The following is a 14,959-nucleotide window of genomic DNA, read 5'->3' on the forward strand; positions in this document are numbered from 1 at the left end:
TCCCGTTCAGAACTCGATGACGGCCTTGCCGCCTGCCTGTTTGTCGAACTCCGCGTACGCGACGGCCGCGTCGGCGAGCCGCCAGCGATCGGTGAACAACCGGTCGACGTCGAGCTCGTGCCGGGCGACGAAGCGGGCGCAGTCGGCCTGTCCGGTGATCGAGAAGGTGTACGAGCCGAGGATGGTGAGCTGTTTGCGGATGACATCCGGGCTCACGTCGAGGGTCACGTCGTTGCCTTCGCCGACGAAGGCGACCCGTCCCCACTGGGCGGCCGACTTGACCGCGGCCGCGCGGGCCATCGGTGCGCCGGAGCAGTCCAGCGCGCAGCTGACGCCCGCGCCGCCGGTCAGCTCCCGGATCGCCGTCACGGCGTCGACGCTGCCGGAGTCGATCGTGTGGACGGCGCCGAATTCCCTCGCCCTGGCGACCCGGTCGGCCTGGACGTCGACGGCGATCACCTCGGCACCCATGGCCGCGGCCAGCTGCACCGCCGAGAGCCCGACCGGGCCGAGTCCGAAGACCGCGATGGCATCGCAGGCGTCGAGCCGCAGCCTGCGCAGCGCGCCGTAGGCCGTGCCGGTACCGCACGAAATCGCCGCGCCCGCGGCGAAACTCACCTCGTCCGGCAGCGGCACCAGGGTCCGCGCCGGCACCTTGATGAAGTCGGCGTGGCCGCCGTGGGCCGTGGCGCCGAAGATGGTCGCGCCGCGCTGACACATCTGGGTCCAGCCGGTACGGCACCGATCGCAGGTGCCACAACCGTCGTAGTGGTAGATCATCACCCGGTCGCCGACGCGGACCGCGCGCTGGTCGACATTCGCGCCCAGCGCGACGACCACCCCGCAGGGTTCGTGGCCCGCGATGATGCCGCCGCCGTCGCCGGACAGGCCGAAGGCCGCCAGCGCGTCGCCCGCCGGGGCGCGGTAGAACCGCAGATCGCTGCCGCACATGCCGGAGGCCTTCATCGCCACGACGGCGTCGTCGGGACCCGGCGCCGGATCGTCGAATTCGGCGATCTCGAGGTCGCGATCCCCGTTGAACACAACACCCCGCATAGTTGCTACTCCTTACCCAGACCATGCCACGCACAATGCTTGATATATTTGAAGAGCACCGATGAGACTCAGGTCACTCCAGTGGCGGTGGGCAGAATATTAAGTACGCGGTGTCACGCGTCACAAGGGTTGACCTGGACAGTCATCCGGAAGTCGTATTCCGCTCCGACCAGCGGACGATGCGAACGGACAGGTTCGACAACGATTCGGGCAAAGACCCCACATCGACAGATGCATTGAATATTCTGCACAACAGTGGTAAAGACAGGGAGCTGGCACGTGGCGATCGAGACGATGACACACCGGCGGGACACACCGCTCGACGTCGAGCCGGTGCCCGGCCTGTCCGCCGTGCTGACCGACGCCGCCGAGGTGCTCGGCCGCCGGATCACCCCGCCCGGCCCCCGCTCCCTCGCCGGCGTCGCCCAGCTGCTGAACCAGATCTGGGACGCCGTCGTCGCGCTCGTCACCGAACCCGCGCGGGCCACCGACCTGGCCCGCGCCACCGCGCTGCTCGCGCGCATCCGCGCCGTCGAGGCCGAACTGGCCGCCGCGCGCGCCCCCGACGGCGCGGCCGACCTACGGCGCACCGGCGAGGCGATCGCACTGCTGCGCGGTGCCCGCAGCACCGACGAGCTGCTGACCCGCGCGGCGGAATCGGTGGGGGCCATGGGTTTCGACCGCGCCCTCGTCTCGACCACCGACGGCCCGACGTGGAACATGCACACGATGTTCATCGCCGACGATCAGCGGTGGGCCGAGGAGGTCGTCGCCGCGGGCCGCGAAGCGCCGCCGACCCTGGACGGACAGCTCGTCGAGAGCGACATCGTCGCCCGCGCCCGGCCGGGCCTGGTCTTCGACGTCCAGCACAATCCCCGCGTGGTCCGGCCGATCGTGACGATGACCCGGTGCAGCTCCTACGCCGTCGCCCCGCTCATCGTGAACGGCGCGGTGGCCGGGCTGGTCCACGGCGACTTCTACTTCCAGCGGCGCGAGGTGGACCCGACCGCGCGCGCGATGCTCGCGGTGTTCGCCGAGGGCCTCGGCCAGGCCATGGCGGGCACGCTACTACTCGACGGACTGACGGCGATGCGCGCCGGGTTCGACCGGATACTGAGCCCGGGACCGGTGCCGAGCACCGCGGCACCCGCACTCTCGGCGCGCGAGATCGAGGTCGTCGACCTGCTGGCCGCGGGCCTGGCCAACCGCCGGATCGCGCGCGAACTCGCGATCTCGGAGGCGACGGTGAAAACCCACATCACCCATATCCTGCGCAAACTCGGCGCGGCGAACCGCGCCGAGGCCGTGGCCTCCTGGCTGCGCCGGCCCACTCCCCGCTGACCGCGACGGCCGTCGGAACACGCCACCAGGCTCGCCATATATTATATAATGCGAGAAGATCCAGCGGTGGGTCCCCGACCTGCCGCGCCCGCGAGAGGACACTCATGGCCGACACGATCGTCGAGCAGCTGGCGCAGTTCACCACGAAGGCCGACTTCGACACCCTGCCACCCGAGGCGGTCGAGGAATCCAAGCGACTGCTGCTCGACGCGATGGGTTGCGCGCTCGGCGCGGTCGAGGAGCCCAAGGGCAAGATCGGCATCGAGTACGGCAGGTTGACCGGCGGCACCGACGGTGACGCCACGGTCATCGGCACCGCCGACCGGGTCTCGATCTTCGGCGCCGCCTTCGCCAACGGCGAGCTGATCAACGCCCTCGACTTCGACGCCGTGCTCCCGCCCGGCCACGTGTCGCCCTACGTGCTGCCCACCACGATGGCCATGGCCGAGAGCCGTGGCCGATCCGGCCGCGAGGTGCTGGCCGCCGTCGCGCTCTCGCACGAGATGTCCTATCGCTTCTACAAGTCGATGGACTACCTGCGCGACGTGCAGCACGACTCGATGAACCTGTCCCCCGTGATCGGTTACAGCGTCACCGTTTTCGGTGGCACGGCGGCCGCGGGCAAGCTCGCGGGCCAGTCCACCGAGACCCTCGCGCACGCGCTGGGCATCGCCGCCGCGACCGCACCGGTCAACGCGATGCGGCCGTGGATCGAGCACGCCCCGAGCTCGACCCTGAAGTACCTGCTCGCCGGCACCCTCACCCAGGCGACGCTCACCGCGGTGCACATGGCCCAGCTGGGCCACACCGGCGACCTGGAGATCCTCGACGACGCCGAGGTCGGCTTCCGCAGGTTCATCGGCACCCGGCGATGGGAACCGTCGAACCTCACCGACGCGCTCGGCACCGAATGGCGCTTCCTGACCGAGCAGTCCTACAAGCCGTACCCGCACTGCCGGATCCTGCACGGTCCCTTGCACGCGCTCACCGAGATCCTCGAGACCGACGACATCGCGCCCGGCGAGATCGACGCGATCCGCTGCTGGGGCGAGGCCGCGGTCATGCATCCGCTGTGGCAGAGCCGCGTCATCGAGAAGACCCACGACGCGCAATTCGACATCGCGCACGGCCTGGCGGTCGGCGCGCACCGCGTGGTGCCCAGCCGGGCGTGGCACGCACCGGAACTGGTGTTCAGCGACTCGGTCCTCGGCCTGATGGACAAGGTCACCTTCGCGCCGCACCCGGATTACTTCCAGGCACTGTCCACGCACCCCTCGGCCCGGCCTACCCGGGTGGAGGTCGACGCCCGTGGCACGACGTTCAGCGCCGAGCGCACCTACCCGAAGGGCAGCCCCTCCCCTGATCCGAGCACCAGGATGACGACCGACGAGCTGGTCGCCAAGTTCCGTGTCAACGCCGAGGGAGTGCTGTCGAAGTCCCGGATGGACCAGGTCGTCGAGGCGGTCCTCGGCGTCGATCGGATCGACGACTTCGGCACCGTGATGCGCCTGCTCACCCCCAGCGGCCCGAACGACTGAGCCCGCCGAGAAGGGCCCCGCCCGCCCCCTACACGGGCGGGGCCCCTTCGTATTCTGCACGTACGCAACGACATCGGCACGCACCCCACGTCGCGTGCCGATGTCGTCGCGTACGGCTAGGCGATACGCAGTGCCCTGATGCGGTTGTAGAGCGTGGACCGGCTGACACCGAGCGCCCTGGCGGCCTGCTGCTTGTTGCCGCCCGCCGCCTCGATGGCTGCGACGATGACGTCGCGCTCGGCCTCGTGGAACGGAGAACTGGGCGCCGGTCCGCCGCGATGCGAGACGGGCAGGTCGGACGGGATGATGTCGCCCGCCGAGCGCGCGCTCGCCGCGAGTTCGACCACCCGCCGGAGTTCGGCGACATTGCCGCGCCAGGGCTGGGCGGCCAGCACCCGCAGCGTCTCGGCGGTGAATCTGGTCCTGGTGTGGCCGGACACCTCGGTGAGCAGATGCTGTGCGAGGGCGGGGATCTCGTGCCTGCGCCGCCGCAGCGGCAGCAGTTCCCTGCGGTCGTTGCATACGGCGGGCAGCGCGGTGTGGAGGTCGTCGAGGTGGTCGCCGGGCGTCGAGGTCAGCGCGACGTGGCGTCGGGTCTCGCGCAGGCGCTGGGCCAGCAGCGCGGTGAGCTGTGCGGAGAGCAACTGGATGTTCTCCACGACGACGGCGGGCCCGCGGCTCGCCAGCACCCGCTCCATCCTTGTCGCCCAGGACTTCTCACCGACCAGCACGATCTCGGTCGCGTCGAGCACGATCGCCCCGGGGCCGGTGGCGGCGCGCGCCTCGGTACTGCGCCCCGTGCCCGCTTCGCCGATGACCAGCAGTGGCCAGCGCACCGTCCGGTCGGCCGCCGCCGCCCGCCGGATCACCCGATCGGTGGTGATGTCGACCAGGACGCCGTCGGCGCCGTCGATCGGCTCGCAGGTCAGCATGACCTGACGTCCCGAAGCGAGGGTGAGGCGATGGCTCTCGGCGGTTCCCGTACCCAGTTCCTCGGCGCAGGCCCGGACGGCCGCGTGATCGGCGGGTTCGAGCAGATCCAGCGCCGCGGGGGTGGCGAGCACCAGCCCGTCGCCGATGACCACGATCGGCCTGCCACGGCGGCTCGCCGCGGCCTGGAAGGCGCCCATCAGCCTGCTCTGCGCCCGCGGCGAGTCGCGCAGTAGCCGGTCCTCGATGTCACGCACCATGCGCCGGGCCAGCGGCGCCGAGAGCCGGTGGTCCTCCTCGAACTCGCCACCGATCCCGAGTACGCCTTCGAGCCGCCGGGTGACCGGGTGGAAGATCGGGTGCCCGTAACAGGTGAAGTCTCGAAAGACCGACATGTAGTGATCGGGCCCGCGCACGAGCAGGCTGCGCCGGATCTCCACCGGGGTGCCCAGGGCATTGGTGCCGATCCGGTCCTCGCTCAGCCGCACCCCGGGGACCAGGCCCACCCGTTCGACGGCGGCGGAGATGGCGGCGGTCGCGCCCCGCACCTCGACCAGCCGGGCGGACTGGTCGGCGAGCACCAGCGCGACCCGGCTCCCGTCGATCTCGGAGAGTGTGCGGCGCAGGACCGGGTACGCGGCGCGCGCCAGCCCGCCGTCGGTGACCTTGTCGTCGATGTCGAGCCGGGGCGTGGCGTCCTCGCGCAAGCCGCTCATGCGGGAACGAGTCCAGGACGCCCGGATGTCGGCCCGCGACGAGGTCTCCGTATACGCCTGCAGCGAGTTCGTGGTCACGCCAACACCACCCTGTCCCGACGCGTCATGCACCGCGGTTGAGTCTGTGATCTCCGACAATAAATATTTTATACACAATACTGTCACCCACCGGCGAGATCCGCGAAACCCAGCCCCGGCCGCTGCCTGGGAACGAATACTCCCAGGCAGCGGCCCCGTGACCGACCTATCCTCGACTACATGACCGACCGAGCCCCCCACCTGCGCGAGCTGGGTGCCTTCCTGAAGGCACGGCGCGGCGAGCTCACCCCCGCCGATGTCGGCCTCACCGCGCACAGCAACACCCCACGCCGGGTGAGCGGACTGCGGCGCGAGGAAGTCGCCGACCTCGTCGCGATCAGCCACGACTACTACACCCGGATCGAGCAGGGCAGGCTCGCACCGTCCGAACCGGTCCTCGACGCTCTCGCGCGGGTCCTTCGCTTCGACGACACCCAGCGCGACTACGTGGAGAATCTGGCCAAACGCAGCGGTCGGCGCGCGGTCCGGCGCGGGCAGAAACCCGTTCGCCCCCAATTGCAGCGCCTGCTCGATCAGCTCGGCGAGACCCCCGCGCTGATCTTCGGGCGCAATCTCGACATCCTCGCCTGGAACCCCCTGGCCGCCGCGCTGCTGACCGACTTCTCGGCGATGGCGCCGCGACAGCGTAACTACGTCCGGATGGTGTTCACCGATCCCGCGATGCGCACGCTCTACGCCGACTGGGAAGCGGTGGCCCGCACCTGCGTGGCGATCCTGCGCATGGACGCGGCGACCAACCCCACCGATCCACAGTTGTCCACGCTGGTCGGCGAACTGTCCATCGCCGACGCACAGTTCCGGCAGTGGTGGGCGGCGCGGCACGTCACGCGACAGGAGTTCGGCACCAAGACGCTGATCCACCCCGAGGTCGGCGAGCTGACGCTCAACTGGGACACCTTCCGCGACACCGGCGACACCGATCAGCAGCTGGTGCTGTGGTCGGCCGATCCCGGCACCAGCTCGCACGACAAACTGCGCATCCTCATGTCCTGGGCGGCGCCCGCCGCCGACACGGAGCGGGTGAAACACCCCCACTGAGTGACCGCCCCGGTGTGAACAGCACGTCGGTGGCGGATCTCGCCGCACCCTGTAAATATATTATGCATAATCCTTTGTCGGTCAGCCGTCCGACGGACCCACCTCTCGACACCGGAGTACAGCTGTGTCAGCGCCCACCCACACCACCGTTCACGAATTGCTCGACTACTTCGGGCGCTGCGGCGCCTGCGGCTACCCGGCATCGGCCTCGCTGGTCACCCAGCGGTTCGCGGACGGTTCGATCGACCGCGAAGTCGTCGCCACCTGCGGCCTGCCGTGCGGCTGGCGCGCGCCGGTCTCGATGCGGCGGATGACCGCCTCCTGAGGTGAACGCGGGCGGGGCACCCCGCCCGTCAGGGGTACCGCCAGGCTCTCCCTCGCCCTCCGAATCGTCCATAACCTGGGCCTACGCACTCCAGGGAAAGGACATGAGGACATGCCCACAGCTCACCTCCGCGCCCCGCACCGGGCGCGGCGACTCATCCCCGCGATCGGACTCGGCGTGCTGATCGCCGTCACCGGCTGCGCTTCGAGCGGTGACCCCTCCCCTGCCCCCGCGGCGTCGTCGCTCGCGCCGATCGCGCCGGCATCGGCGGCCGCGATGGACCCGGTGGCCACGGCGTTCGTCGACGCGTGGAACGCCCGCGACGCCGACGCGATGGCCGCGCTGTTCACCGACGACGCCGTCCTGATCGATGCGGACCGCCGCTTCGAGGGACGCGAGCAGATCCGCACCGGGTTCGCCGTCCCCGAGGTCGCCGGCTACTCCGTCCAGGTGCTCGAGGTGGGCGAGCGCCGGGCCGACGGACAGCGCCTGCTGGTCCGGGTCGACCGCAACAGCGGCGGCGACTTCCGCGCGAGCTTCGACTTCACCATCACCGACGGCCGCATCCCTCGCGCGGACCTGCAATACGCCTGATCAAGGGTGTCCGACATCGCGGCCGCGACCACCCCGCGCCTGGATCCCGTCGGCTGACATCGGATCCGATCCGGCCCGGCTACTCGGCGTCACCGCCGAACAGCTCCTTGGCGACCAGGATCGCCGACACCGCGCGCGGCCAGCCCGCATAGAAGGCCGAGTGCACGATCAGCTCGACGAGTTCCGCCTCGGTGACCCCGTTCTCGACCGCCCGGGTCAGATGACCACGCAGCTGTTCGGTGTTGCCCCCGGCGACCAGGACGGCACACGTGATCAGGCTGCGGTCGCGGGGGCCGAGTTCGGGTCGGGCCCAGATATCGCCGAACAGAACGTCATCGGTGAGCGAGACCAGTTTCGGCGCGAAGTCACCGATCAGTCGCTGGGCCGGGGTGGCGGTCGGGGTGTTCTCCGTCATGGTCTGTCCTCCGGGTTTTCAGTGGCAGTTCGGTCCGCGCCGTAGGCCACCGGCGGCACCCGCCGAGGCTGTTTAGATATATTATATTCGAATGAAGGTGCGGCCGTTCGCCGCGAACGAAGGAGAGACGCGATGCACGAGCCCGGCCACCTCGACCACACGGCACGCGGATGAAGGGCCCGCTCGATGGACTGCGGGTCGTCGAGTTCGCCAGTTTCGTCGCGGGTCCGTCGGCGGGCATGACGCTGGCCCAGCTCGGCGCCGAGGTGATCCGGATCGACCCGCTCGGCGGCGGGCCGGACTACCGGCGGTGGCCGGTGGCGCGCGCCAACGGCGAGAGCCTGTACTGGAATTCGCTCAATCGCGGGAAGCGGTCGGTGGCCGTCGATGTGCGCAGCGAGCAGGGCCGGGAACTGGTGCTGGCGCTGGCGACCGCGCCGGGCCCGAACGCGGGCATCGTCGTCGACAACGCGGTCGGGCGACCGTGGTTCTCCTACGAGGCGCTGGCGGCCCGGCGCGCCGACGTGATCAAGGTGCACATCGGCGGCCAGGCGGGCGGTGGGCCCGCGGTGGACTACACCGTCAACACCGAGGTCGGCGTCACCGATCTGACCGGGCCCGCCGATTCGCGCACGCCGGTGAATCATGTGCTGCCCGCGTGGGACCTGGTCGCCGGCATGACCGCGACCACGGCGCTGCTCGCCGCGCTGCACCGCAGGCAACGGTCCGGCGAGGGGTCGCACCTGCAGATCGCGCTGGCCGATGTCGCGCTCGCCGGCGTCGCGAATCTGGGGTGGCTCAGCGAGGTTCGCGAACGCGGCGACCGGCCACGGCACGGCAACTACATGTACGGCTCGTTCGGCGCCGACTTCGTCACCGCCGACGGTGGGCGCGTCATGGTCGTCGCGCTGACGCCACGGCAATGGCAGGCACTGTGCACGGCGACCGGGACCGCGAAGGTCATCGCGGCGCTGGCGGAGACATTCGGCGTCGATTTCGCCGACGAGTCGCATCGGTATGTCCACCGGGAGACCCTCGCCGCGGTGATGCGGCCGTGGTTCGCGGGCCTCACCCTCGACGCGGCCGGCGACGCGCTCACCGACGCGGGTGTGCTGTGGAGCCGCTACCGGCAGATGAGCGACGTCGTCGCCGATTTCGAGGCGGGCGACGGTAGCGGCGTGCTGACCGAACTCGACCAGCCCGGGATCGGGCCGGTCATCTCGGCGCACAGCCCGATTCGGGAGCACGACGGCTACGGCCCGGTCGGCCCCGCGTCGGCGCTGGGGGCCGACACCTGTCAGGTCTTCGCCGAGGTGCTCGGGCTCGGCGGCGGCGAGCTGTCCCGGCTGCGCGCCGCCGGTGTCATCGCCGCGGATCGACCTCGGCCTGTGACGGCAATTACGCAGCGCCGTGCGTAATCGAAGACACCGCTGATCAGGGCGGATACCGGGTTCGCCGGGCGGTAGCGTCGATGGCATGCAGCTGACCGCGTCGACCGATATCGGGATGCGCGCCGTGATGCGACTGGCCGCCGCCGACCAGCTCGGTGACCGGGTGACCATCAAGGCGATCGCCCACCAGGTCGGTGCGTCCGAACGCACCGTGTCCACCGTGGTGGCACGCCTGGTCGAGGTGGGCGTGATCGCGACGACCCGTGGCCGCGGCGGCGGGTTGGTCCTCACCGGCACCGCGCGCTCGACGCGGCTCGGCACGCTGATCCGGCAACTGGAACAGCGTCCCGAGGTCGTCGACTGCGCGGGGCCGCCGACGTGCCCGATGATCGCGGGGTGCCGCCTGCGCCATGCGCTGGCCCAGGCCACCGAGGCGTTCTATCGCGAGCTCGACCGGTTCACCGTGGCCGATCTCGTTGCGGGCTCGGCCGGGCAGCTGCTGCCGTTGCGCGCGCAGACAGCGCGGCGTCCGCCCGTCGAGGCCGAGGAGCCCTGATGACCGAACCCACCCGCGTCCACCCCGAACTCGCCGCGGCCCAGGCCGAGATCGTGCGGGCGACCCTCCCGGCGATCGGCGCCGCCGTCGACGAGATCACCACCGTCTTCTACCGGACGCTGTTCGGCAACCACCCCGACCTGTTGCGCGACCTGTTCAACCGCGGCAACCAGGCCCAGGGCAGCCAGCCGCGCGCGCTCGCCGCCTCGATCGCGATGTTCGCGACCTATCTCGTCGACCCCGCGCTCCCGCACCCGGCGGCGATGCTGCGCCGGATCGGGCACAAGCACGCCTCGCTCGGGATCACCGCCGATCAGTACCAGGTGGTGCACGACAATCTGTTCGCGGCCATCGTGGAGGTGCTCGGCGCCGAGGTGGTCACCGCGCCGGTCGCCGACGCGTGGGACCGGGTGTACTGGCTGATGGCCGATGCCCTGATCGACCTGGAGAAGCAGCTCTACACCGACGCGGGGGTGCAGCCCGGCCGGGTGTTCCGCGCCGTCACGGTGACCGAGCGCGTCGATGATCCGGCGGGCGTCGCCGTCTTCCGGGTCAGGGCCGTCGATCCGGCCGAGGAGCTGCCCGGATTCGTCGCGGGTCAGTACATCTCGGTGGGTGTCCGGCTATCCGACGGCGGACGCCAATTGCGTCAGTACAGCCTGATCGGCGCGGGCGGGGACGGCACGCTGTCGTTCGCGGTCAAGCCGGTCGCCGCGGCGGCGGGCTGCCCCGCCGGGGAGGTGTCGAGCTGGCTGCACGAGCAAGTCACGACCGGCGACACGCTCGAGATCTCGCTGCCCTTCGGCGATCTCACCATCGACCCCGATGCGGACACACCGCTGGTACTCATCTCGGCCGGTATCGGCGTCACGCCGATGGTGGGCATTCTCGAGCACCTCGCGGCCCGAGATCCGGGCAGGCCGGTGCAGGTGCTGCACGCCGATCGCCAGGCCGCGACGCACCCCTTGCGTGCCAGGGTGCTCGACCTCGCCGACCGCCTCGCGCGCGCCGAGGTCGCGTTCTGGTACACCGAGGGCGCCGAGGGCACCCACCGCGGCAGGCTGGATCTGTCGGCGGTGACGCTGCCCGGCGACGCCGAGATCTACGTGTGCGGCGGCGACGCGTTCCTCGATGGCGTCCGCGCGCAACTGGCCACGGCGGGCGTCCCGGCCGGGCAGGTGCACATCGAGCAGTTCACCCCCACCGACTGGCGTCGATGAGGGCGTCCGCCCCGGCCCGTCGGCCGGGGCGGACGGGAAGACGACACTGTCTTCCGCTACTCGTCCCGCCAGGTGACGACCTCGCTCAGCGGCGCACGGGCGGTCCGGTAGCTGTTGGCCGGATGATCGGCGGCGGCATAGCCGAACGAGATCCCGGCGAGGATCTTGCGGTCGGCGGGGATGTCGAAGTACCCGCGGATGAACCGGGAGCGGCCCGCCAGCGCGGCCTGCGGGACAGCGGCCAGCCCGAGACTGGCGGCCGCGAGCAGGAAGGTGCCGATGTAGAGGCCGCCGTCGACCGCGCCGTAGACGCCCTGTTCGGCGTCGGTGGTGACGATCGCGACGTGCGGTGCGCCGAAGAGCCGGAAGTTCTCGAAGGCCTGGCGCGCCGACGCCTCCCGATCGCCGCGTGCCACGCCGACAGCCTCGTACAGCTGCCAGCCGCTGGCGCGGCGCCGCTCGCGATATACCCCGGTGTAGGCGCCGGGTGGTGGGAACTCGAACTCGGCACCGTGGTCGGCCCCGTGCGCCGCCGAGTACTCGGCCAGCCCGGCACGGAACCGTTCGGTCCCGGCACCGCTCGTCACGATGACCTGCCACGGCTGGGTGTTGCACCACGACGCGGAGCGCTGCGCCAGGCTCAGCAGCCGTTCGATCACCGGCCGCGGCACCTCGCGCCGGTCGTAGGCGCGGCAACTCCAGCGGCTGGTCAGCAGCTCGGCCAGGTAGGCGGAACGATCCCCGTTCTGCGCGAGGGCAGGGGCCTCGGCCAGCGTGTCGGTGTGCTCGGTCATCCTCGATCCTCCACCGAGACCACGCCGGCGGCGATCAGGGCCTCGATCTGCTCGGCGGTGTACACCTCGGCGGCGACGGTCCGGCTGTCGGCACCGACGCGCGGTGCGGCGCCGGGACGATCGGGGCGTTCACCGTCGAACCGCCACGGCGGGCGCACCAGGGCGAGGCCGTCGTCCTGCGGCTCGACCATGCGCAGCCAGTCGACCTGTTCGTGGTCGACGTAGCCGGTCATCGACAGCACCGGCGCGAACGGGACGTCCTGCGCGGTGAGCGCCTTCTCCCATTCGGCGAAGGTGCGCCGCTCGAACTCCGCCTCGACGATCTCGGCCAGCTCGAAGTAGTGCGCCTCGCGCGGCCGGTACTCCGCGAAGCGCGGGTCCTCGGCCAGGTCCGGGCGGTCCATCGCCCGGCACAGCGACTGCCAGAACTTCTGCGACGAGGACAGGTGCACCGCGAGGAACTCCCCCGACGCGGTCTTCACACAGAAATTCTGCGCCTGCGGATGCCTGCTCTCGCGGGTCGGGTCGGCGCCCAGTTCGAAGGCCTGGGTGATCCCGTCGGTGGCGAGCACGCTGACGGCCTCCATGATCGAGGTCTCCACGTGCTGTGGTTCCCCGGTGCGCAGCCGGCCGACCAGCGCGGCCAGCACGCCCGCGGCGGTGCTCAGGCCGGTGACCAGGTCGGCACTCAGGCCACCGGTCAGCTGCGGCCTGCCCTCGTCGCCGAACAGGGAGTACAGGCCGCCGAAGGCGTGGCCGATGGTGTCGTAGGCGGGCCGGTCGGACAGCGGGCCGCCGTTGCCGAAGCCGGTCACCGAGCCGTAGACGATGTCAGGTCGCAGGGCCCGGCACTCCTCGGGGCCGAGACCCATGGCGGCCACCTTGCCGGGGCGCATGTTCTCGAGCACCACATCGAAGTGCGGCACCAGCGCCTTCACCAGGTCGACGCCCTCGGGACGCTTGAGATCCACCGCGAGACTGCGCTTGCCGGTGTTGTACTGACGGAAGTACGGGCTGCCGTCGTTCTGGTGGCGACGGAAATCCTCGCCGACGACGGGGCGCTCGATCTTCACCACTTCGGCGCCGAGCGCGCACAGCATCGACGTGGCGAACGGCAGCGCGATGTATCCCCCGATCTCGAGGATCCGGATGCCGTCGAGTGGCTTGTGCTGCATAGCCCTGTCTCCCTCTCTCACTGGCTCATATTATATATTATTACCGGACCATTCGTGGCGGCGGTCACATGGAGTGGATTACCGGCGACAGAAGATGAGCCAGGCGATCGCCATACCCGGGGAAGTGGTCCCCGACACAGCGAAGTCAGCCGGTGAGCTACGTTATATCATATAATTTACACGACTCCGGTCACAGACCATCGACGGCCCGACCCGTGGCACCGCCGCCGACCAGGTCTTTTCCGGTCGGCAACCATCGCCATAGAGAACGAGAAGGTCTCCTCAATGAGTGTTCAGACAGAGCTTTGGCAAGGACAGTTCGACAAGCTGTTCATCGGCGGCGCGTGGGTGGCTCCGGCCACCGACCGCACCTTCGAGGTCATCTCGCCCGCCACCGAAGCGGTGCTGGCCCGCGTAGCCGACGGAGCCGAAGCCGATATCGACGCCGCCGTCGCGGCCGCCAGGGCCGCGTTCGACCGCGGAGCGTGGCCGCGCCTGGAACTCGCCCAGCGGATCGCCGTGCTCACCCGCGTGAGCGAAGGGCTCGCCGCGCGCCAGGACGAGATCGCCCGGCTGATCAGCGCCGAGATGGGCTGCCCGATCACGCTGTCCACCAGGATGCAGTCGATGGGCACGCGGATGCTGCTCGACGCGTTCCTCGAGCTCGCGCCGCAGTACCAGTGGTCCGACATCCGCCGCTCGGTCACCGGCAACGCGCTGGTCACTCGCGAGCCGGTCGGTGTGGTGGCCGCGATCGTGCCGTGGAACGCCCCGCTGCAGATCGCGATCATCAAGCTCGCGCCCGCGCTGCTGGCCGGGTGCACCGTGGTGCTCAAGCCGTCACCGGAGACCGCGCTCTCGGCCTACCTGCTGGCCGAGATCTTCGAGCAGGCCGGGCTGCCCGCGGGCGTGCTCAATGTCGTGGTCGCCGGGCGCGAGGTCAGCGAGCACCTGGTGCGGCACCCCGGCATCGACAAGGTCTCGTTCACCGGATCCACCGCGGCGGGCCGCCGGATCGCCGCGATCTGTGGCGAGGACCTGCGCCGGGTCACCCTGGAGCTCGGTGGCAAGTCCGCGGCGGTGCTGCTCGACGACGCCGACCTCGACGCGGCCGTGCCGGTCATCCGCGCGCTCTCGCTGCGCAACAGCGGCCAGGTGTGCAGCAACAAGACCCGGATCGTGGTGGCCCGCTCGCTGCGCGACGACCTCTACGACCGGTTGCGCGACATGATCGGCTCGATGCCGGTCGGCGATCCGTTCGATCCGGCGACCGAGGTGGGCCCGCTGGTGAGCCGCGCGCAGCGGGACCGGGTCGAGGGCTACATCGCCGCGGCGCGGGACGCGGGCACCCAGGTGCTCGCCGGCGGCGGCAGGCCCGAGGGCCTGGACCGCGGCTGGTTCGTCCAGCCGACGATCTTCGCCGACGTCGACCCGAACGCCGCGATCGCCCAGGAGGAGGTCTTCGGTCCGGTGCTGACCGTGCACACCTTCGACACCGAGGCCGAGGCCATCGAGATCGCCAACAACTCGAACTACGGCCTCAACGGCTCGGTGTTCGCCGCCGACCCGGCGCGCGCCCTGGCCGTGGCCCGCCATATCCGCACCGGCACCGTCGAACTCAACGGCACCCCCGCCGGCTTCTTCGCGCCGATCGGCGGATTCAAGAACAGCGGCATCGGCCGCGAGGCCGGGATCGAGGGCTTCGACGCCTATGTCGAGCTCAAGTCCTACGGCCTGCCGCAGCCGCTGCTGGACACCCTGGCCTGACACA

The 14,959-nt window shown here is 70.5% G+C and carries 14 protein-coding genes; 9 read left to right on the forward strand and 5 right to left on the reverse strand.

The features are described from left to right. Positions 1-6: 6 nt before the first annotated feature. Positions 7-1,056, reverse strand: coding sequence for a zinc-binding dehydrogenase (locus ACFVW6_RS12265; protein ID WP_378831815.1), 1,050 nt, complete (start codon positions 1,054-1,056; stop codon positions 7-9). A gap of 279 nt (positions 1,057-1,335) precedes the next feature. Between ACFVW6_RS12265 and ACFVW6_RS12270 the strand changes: the two genes are divergently transcribed. Together ACFVW6_RS12270 and ACFVW6_RS12275 are read left to right on the forward strand one after the other, a co-directional pair. Continuing rightward, complete coding sequence (locus ACFVW6_RS12270) at positions 1,336-2,397, forward strand: LuxR C-terminal-related transcriptional regulator (protein WP_378831818.1); 1,062 nt, start codon at positions 1,336-1,338, stop codon at positions 2,395-2,397. A 104-nt stretch (positions 2,398-2,501) separates the two neighbouring features. Continuing rightward, positions 2,502-3,935: an MmgE/PrpD family protein gene (locus ACFVW6_RS12275; protein ID WP_378831820.1), complete on the forward strand. Its 1,434-nt coding sequence runs from the start codon at positions 2,502-2,504 to the stop codon at positions 3,933-3,935. Between the two features lie 116 nt (positions 3,936-4,051). On the opposite strand, the gene ACFVW6_RS12280 is transcribed toward ACFVW6_RS12275, so the two are convergent. Beyond that, positions 4,052-5,659 carry a sigma-54-dependent Fis family transcriptional regulator gene (locus ACFVW6_RS12280; RefSeq protein WP_378831822.1) on the reverse strand — a complete coding sequence of 536 codons (1,608 nt, stop codon included), beginning with the start codon at positions 5,657-5,659 and terminating at the stop codon, positions 4,052-4,054. Positions 5,660-5,839: 180 nt separating this feature from the next. On the opposite strand from ACFVW6_RS12280, the gene ACFVW6_RS12285 reads away from it, so the two are divergent. From ACFVW6_RS12285 to ACFVW6_RS12295, 3 genes are all read left to right on the forward strand, one after another. Further along, complete coding sequence (locus ACFVW6_RS12285) at positions 5,840-6,718, forward strand: helix-turn-helix transcriptional regulator (protein WP_378831824.1); 879 nt, start codon at positions 5,840-5,842, stop codon at positions 6,716-6,718. A 124-nt stretch (positions 6,719-6,842) separates the two neighbouring features. Further along, entirely contained in the window at positions 6,843-7,043 is a 201-nt protein-coding gene (locus ACFVW6_RS12290; RefSeq protein ID WP_355281240.1) for a hypothetical protein, read from the forward strand. A 111-nt stretch (positions 7,044-7,154) separates the two neighbouring features. Continuing rightward, positions 7,155-7,637: a nuclear transport factor 2 family protein gene (locus ACFVW6_RS12295; RefSeq protein ID WP_378831826.1), complete on the forward strand. Its 483-nt coding sequence runs from the start codon at positions 7,155-7,157 to the stop codon at positions 7,635-7,637. A gap of 79 nt (positions 7,638-7,716) precedes the next feature. Here ACFVW6_RS12295 and ACFVW6_RS12300 read toward each other — a convergent pair whose 3' ends face one another. After that, a complete protein-coding gene (locus tag ACFVW6_RS12300) occupies positions 7,717-8,052 on the reverse strand; it encodes a carboxymuconolactone decarboxylase family protein (protein WP_378831829.1) in 336 nt (111 codons plus the stop codon). Positions 8,053-8,222: 170 nt separating this feature from the next. Here ACFVW6_RS12300 and ACFVW6_RS12305 point away from each other — a divergent pair, with 170 nt between their 5' ends. Genes ACFVW6_RS12305 through ACFVW6_RS12315 form a run of 3 tightly spaced genes read left to right on the forward strand, consistent with a single transcriptional unit; the run spans position 8,223 to position 11,219 of the window. After that, positions 8,223-9,470: a CoA transferase gene (locus ACFVW6_RS12305; RefSeq protein WP_378831831.1), complete on the forward strand. Its 1,248-nt coding sequence runs from the start codon at positions 8,223-8,225 to the stop codon at positions 9,468-9,470. A 58-nt stretch (positions 9,471-9,528) separates the two neighbouring features. Further along, the gene (locus ACFVW6_RS12310) at positions 9,529-9,999 is read left to right on the forward strand and encodes an Rrf2 family transcriptional regulator (RefSeq protein ID WP_355281232.1); all 471 of its coding nucleotides are present in this window, start codon (positions 9,529-9,531) and stop codon (positions 9,997-9,999) included. Continuing rightward, positions 9,999-11,219 (forward strand): globin domain-containing protein, encoded by a 1,221-nt coding sequence (locus tag ACFVW6_RS12315; RefSeq protein ID WP_378831833.1) that lies wholly within the window; start codon positions 9,999-10,001, stop codon positions 11,217-11,219. The genes ACFVW6_RS12310 and ACFVW6_RS12315 overlap by 1 nt, the downstream gene beginning before the upstream one ends. 56 nt (positions 11,220-11,275) lie before the next feature. Here the strand turns inward: ACFVW6_RS12315 and ACFVW6_RS12320 are convergent, their stop codons facing one another. Together ACFVW6_RS12320 and ACFVW6_RS12325 are read right to left on the reverse strand one after the other, a co-directional pair. Continuing rightward, the gene (locus ACFVW6_RS12320; protein WP_378831835.1) at positions 11,276-12,013 is read right to left on the reverse strand and encodes a nitroreductase family protein; all 738 of its coding nucleotides are present in this window, start codon (positions 12,011-12,013) and stop codon (positions 11,276-11,278) included. Then, positions 12,010-13,188, reverse strand: coding sequence for a CaiB/BaiF CoA transferase family protein (locus ACFVW6_RS12325; protein WP_378831837.1), 1,179 nt, complete (start codon positions 13,186-13,188; stop codon positions 12,010-12,012). The genes ACFVW6_RS12320 and ACFVW6_RS12325 overlap by 4 nt, the downstream gene beginning before the upstream one ends. A gap of 285 nt (positions 13,189-13,473) precedes the next feature. On the opposite strand from ACFVW6_RS12325, the gene ACFVW6_RS12330 reads away from it, so the two are divergent. Then, complete coding sequence (locus ACFVW6_RS12330; RefSeq protein WP_378831839.1) at positions 13,474-14,955, forward strand: aldehyde dehydrogenase; 1,482 nt, start codon at positions 13,474-13,476, stop codon at positions 14,953-14,955. Positions 14,956-14,959 lie beyond the last annotated feature (4 nt).

Source organism: Nocardia sp. NPDC058244 (assembly GCF_042882065.1).
Classification (GTDB): Bacteria; Actinomycetota; Actinomycetes; order Mycobacteriales; family Mycobacteriaceae; genus Nocardia.

Coding starts and splice junctions, on each gene's coding strand:
- ACFVW6_RS12265 (WP_378831815.1), bottom strand. CDS start 1,056: ATGCGGGGTGTTGTGTTCAACGGGGATCGCGACCTCGAGATCGCCGAA.
- ACFVW6_RS12275 (WP_378831820.1), top strand. CDS start 2,502: ATGGCCGACACGATCGTCGAGCAGCTGGCGCAGTTCACCACGAAGGCC.
- ACFVW6_RS12285 (WP_378831824.1), top strand. CDS start 5,840: ATGACCGACCGAGCCCCCCACCTGCGCGAGCTGGGTGCCTTCCTGAAG.
- ACFVW6_RS12295 (WP_378831826.1), top strand. CDS start 7,155: ATGCCCACAGCTCACCTCCGCGCCCCGCACCGGGCGCGGCGACTCATC.
- ACFVW6_RS12300 (WP_378831829.1), bottom strand. CDS start 8,052: ATGACGGAGAACACCCCGACCGCCACCCCGGCCCAGCGACTGATCGGT.
- ACFVW6_RS12305 (WP_378831831.1), top strand. CDS start 8,223: ATGAAGGGCCCGCTCGATGGACTGCGGGTCGTCGAGTTCGCCAGTTTC.
- ACFVW6_RS12310 (WP_355281232.1), top strand. CDS start 9,529: ATGCAGCTGACCGCGTCGACCGATATCGGGATGCGCGCCGTGATGCGA.
- ACFVW6_RS12315 (WP_378831833.1), top strand. CDS start 9,999: ATGACCGAACCCACCCGCGTCCACCCCGAACTCGCCGCGGCCCAGGCC.
- ACFVW6_RS12320 (WP_378831835.1), bottom strand. CDS start 12,013: ATGACCGAGCACACCGACACGCTGGCCGAGGCCCCTGCCCTCGCGCAG.
- ACFVW6_RS12325 (WP_378831837.1), bottom strand. CDS start 13,188: ATGCAGCACAAGCCACTCGACGGCATCCGGATCCTCGAGATCGGGGGA.
- ACFVW6_RS12330 (WP_378831839.1), top strand. CDS start 13,474: ATGAGTGTTCAGACAGAGCTTTGGCAAGGACAGTTCGACAAGCTGTTC.